1 protein-coding gene is annotated in these 4,608 nt (G+C 43.9%); it reads left to right on the top strand.

The window, feature by feature from the left end:
* Nucleotides 1-334: 334 nt before the first annotated feature.
* Nucleotides 335-4,399 (top strand): GEVED domain-containing protein, encoded by a 4,065-nt coding sequence (locus tag E1163_RS20715; protein ID WP_155174375.1) that lies wholly within the window; start codon nt 335-337, stop codon nt 4,397-4,399.
* The last annotated feature ends 209 nt before the right edge of the window (nt 4,400-4,608 follow it).

Raw genomic sequence — 4,608 nt, 5'->3', positions numbered from 1 at the left:
GAGTGGATTGTTTATAGAGATAAGGAGTATAGGCTCATAGACTCCCACTACCTAAGTCAGTTGCAAGGCACCATGTGGCATCCAGTAGCAGCAGGTGAGAAAATGGAGATCGTTAAAGCGCGGGCGTTGAAGTTGAAAGGGTACTATGAGGATCTCGAGACTGACTAGTGCATAATGCTGTTAATCTGCCCAACCTTTATGTCAATCGTTTGAAAAGACTGTATATCGTGATTATTGAAAAATAATATATGGTGTTTTCATTTTTTTTATACATTTGTCAATTGGATTTTGAGGGAAAATCAGAATCCACATCAATCTAAACCAAATTAAAAAAATGAAAGACCACCCAATTAGCAGGGCTTTGCATTGGAAAGCTCTGTCAATCTCTTTGTGCCTTATTCTGACTGCTTTTGTAAGCATTTATTATTCGGGGAGGCAAAAAAATGACCAAATTTCTTATTATGAAAAGATTTCCGGGCTCTCACCGGAAGAACTGAAAAACACCCCCAAGTACGACAGGCCTGACCTGGCTCTTTTGCATGAGTTTGAGATGACAAAAGACCCCTCATTAGGTTTTGTGCCTTCTGAAAGGAAAGTTGCTGCTTTTAAAGAAGTGAAGAACCTGATCAAGAGTAAAGCAACTCAAAAAGCTATTGACAATGTAAACTGGACTGAGCGTGGACCAAACAATGTTGGAGGTCGCACAAGGGCATTGATGTTTGACCCTAATGATGCCAATGCCCGGAAAGTTTGGGCAGGTGGTGTTGCCGGTGGTCTTTGGTATAACAATGATATCACCAGCAGCTCTACCCAGTGGGTAGCTGTTGATAACTTCTGGGCCAACCTGGCCATTAGCACGATAGCCTATGATCCTTCAAATACTCAAAACTTTTATGTTGGTACCGGTGAAGGCTTTTACAATGCTGATGCTGTAAGGGGAGCAGGTCTCTGGAAAACCAGCGATGGCGGGTCTACCTGGAACCAGCTTTCAAGTACCAACAACAGTAATTTTTACTATGTACAAAAAGTAGCTGTGACGAGCTCCGGTACTGTGCTGGCAGCAACTCATGCGGGACTTTATCGCTCTACCAATGGAGGATCATCATGGAGCCAGGTCATTTCAGGTAAAATGGCCGACATAGAAATTACCAGTAACGGAAGTATTTTTGTAAGTAAAGGCATATTCGATGCTGGTGTTGTTTACAAGTCCACGAATGATGGTGTAAGCTTCAGCACAGTTACACCTGCCAGCGGAGGAGAACGAATAGAGCTGGCTTCAGCGCCTTCTAATGGAAATGTGATCTATGCCGTGGCTTCTTCAGGATCAAATATTGCCTGGTTCAGAAAGTCTACGGATGGTGGAAGTTCCTGGAGCAATGTTGCTATCCCTAACTACCTTTCCCAAAGCTGCTCAAACAGTGGTCAGGACTTTACCCGTGGACAGGCATGGTATGACCTGATCCTGGCCGTGCATCCAACGAATTCCAATATAGTGTTGGTAGGAGGGATTGATATTCACAAATCAACCAATGGCGGCAGTTCGTGGAGTTCAGTCTCTTACTGGACAGGATCGTGTGCATCTTACCTGCATGCTGACCAGCATGCTATTGCCTTCAGGCCAGGTTTTGCCGATCAGGCTATTTTTGGTAACGATGGTGGAGTAGCATACTCATCAAACGTAGGTAGCTCATCCAGTCCTTCGTTTTCTGTTAGAAATAATGGTTATAATGTCACTCAGTTTTATGCTGTTGCTGCGTCAAATACTGCCAACTCAAATTATTTTCTTGCAGGTGCCCAGGATAATGGTTCTCATAAATTCACCTCTGCAGGCATCAACTCTACGACAGAGGTTTCCGGTGGTGACGGTGCATTCTGCCATATAGATCAGGATAACTCCAACTATCAGATTACGTCCTATGTCTATAATGTGTACTACAGGTCTACCAATGGGGGATCAAGCTTTTCCAACTTTATCAGTGACCAGGGTCGTGGTCGATTTATCAACCCAACAGATTATGATGACAGTGCCAATAAGTTATATGCCGCAGGTAATGCCAACGAATTGGTACGTATAGACAATATTACCGGATCGGCCAGTAAAGCCGTGGTGAATGTAAGTATCAATTCAGGTAAAATTTCAGCAGTTAAAGTGTCTCCGTTCACAGCTAACAGAATATTTGTAGCTACTGAAAAAGGTGATGTTTACCGCATTGACAATGCCCATACAAGCTCTCCTACAGTTACAAACATCCGTGGAGCATCATTCCCTAATGGTTATGTGTCATGTATTGAGATAGGTAGCAGTGATAGTCAGTTGTTGGTAACCTTCTCCAGCTATGGTGTTACTTCTGTATGGGAAAGCAGGAATGCAGGATCATCATGGGCCAATAAAGAAGGAAACCTTCCTGATATGCCGATCAGATGGGCACTTTATAACCCTTCTAACACCAATCAGGTGCTTTTGGCTACCGAGCTTGGGGTATGGTCTGTTGATGACATTAATGTAACTTCTCCGGTTTGGGATGTTTCCAATGCAGGCCTTGCCAATGTAAGGTGTGACATGCTACAGTACAGGGCTGCCGATAAACTTGTGGTAGTGGCAACTCATGGTAGAGGTGTATTCACAACGGATGTGTTCAGTTCCACTACACCGGCACCTACATGCACCACAACCGTTAGCTCATTCCCTTATGCCGAAAGCTTTGAGAGTGGCTTAGGTAGCTGGACTCAAGATAGCGGTGATGATATTGACTGGACCCGTCAGTCAGGGAGCACGCCTTCTTCAAGTACAGGGCCAACTTCAGCAACAGATGGTTCTTACTACATGTTTGTAGAGTCATCTTCGCCAAACTACCCGGGCAAAGTTTCAAACCTGGTAAGCCCTTGCTTTAACCTGTCTTCCCTCAGTAACCCTGAACTTAAGTTTGCCTACCACATGTATGGTGCCGCAATGGGTACGCTCAATGTACAGGTAAGCACAGACAATGGTGCAACATGGACTACAGCATGGACAAAATCAGGTGATCAGGGCAATGCCTGGGCTGATGCTACGGTTGACCTTTCTGCCTACAGTGGCACGATCAAGTTGAGGTTTAACGGAACCACGGGATCTAACTACACCGGTGATATGTCAGTGGATAAGATAAGTGTTGCCTCTGGCGGAACATCTTCATGTACAGCCGTTTCTTCATTCCCTTATAATGAAAGCTTTGAGGGTGGCTTAGGTAGCTGGGCTCAGGACAGTGGTGATGATATTGACTGGACGCGTCAGTCCGGAAGTACCCCTTCGTCCAATACCGGTCCAACCTCAGCAACAGATGGCTCTTACTACATGTTTGTAGAGTCTTCATCTCCAAATTACCCAGGCAAGGTTGCCAACCTGATCAGCCCATGTTTTGATATTACAGCATTAAGCAATCCAACTTTAGAGTTTAGTTACCACATGTATGGTGCAGCTATGGGGGTATTAAACCTTCAGGTAAGTACTAACAATGGTTCGTCATGGAGTACGGTCTGGACAAAATCTGGTGATCAGGGCAACAGTTGGACAGGGGCTGCAGTTGATCTTTCTGCATATAGCGGAACTATTAAGTTGAGATTCAACGGCACCACTGGTTCTAATTACACAGGTGATATGTCTGTGGATAAAATAAGCCTTAAAGAAGGTGTTACAAGTGTTACCTATTGTGCGGCCCAGGGCAATTCAGTGGCCGATGAGTGGATTCAAAGAGTGAGAGTGGGTACAATTGATAACAACTCCGGAAGTAACTCAGGTTATGCCGACTTTACCTCTGTTAGTACTGACCTGGCAAAAGGATCTTCATACACTATTACAATCAACCCTGAATGGTCTGGCACCGTTTATTCGGAGGCTTACGCAGTTTGGATAGACTATAATAAAGATGGTGACTTTACAGATTCTGGAGAGCAGGTTTATTCTGCTGCTGCATCAACCAGCACCTCCGTAAGCGGGAATTTCACGGTTCCTTCATCTGCACTTTCCGGAGCTACGCGAATGAGAGTTATTATGCGATATAATGCTGCACCTTCTTCATGCGGTTCTTTTGATTATGGTGAGGTGGAAGACTATACTGTAAACATTACAAGTGCTGGAGCTTTCATGGAAGCCTCAAATACTCCTGAAATGTCTTCTGTATCCGATCATCAGATAAAGGCTTATCCTAACCCGTTAAAAGACAGGTTAAGTGTTGATCTGCAAGGGTTTGAGGGTGTAATAAATGTAAGGCTGCTTAACTCCGCCGGTAAGGAGGTGCTGGCTGTTCAAACTACATCAGGAACAACTGCTTCTATGGATGTAAGTCAGTTGAAAGCTGGTATCTACGTGTTGCTGGCAGAAGATAATGCCAGGGTGCTTAAGCAATTAGTATTTAAAGACTAGCTATTGATTTAACGATTTGGCATAAACCATATGGATTTTCAGTTTAAAAGGGGAGGCTTTGGCCTCCTCTTTTTTGTATATGGTTAGTAACGGTTATGCTCACGGAAGTACGTTCAGGAACATTCATTTACAGATAGTTGTTTCTTTTTTATAACTATTTACACTTCAAAAGGGAAAGAAATCATGAAAGATCAACTGAATAAATTGTC

The sequence above is a fragment of the Fulvivirga kasyanovii genome (assembly GCF_009711405.1).
In the GTDB taxonomy this organism is placed as follows: domain Bacteria; phylum Bacteroidota; class Bacteroidia; order Cytophagales; family Cyclobacteriaceae; genus Fulvivirga; species Fulvivirga kasyanovii.
Note: the sequence above shows the minus strand (reverse complement) of the source record. Positions and strands in the feature narration are given on the sequence as shown.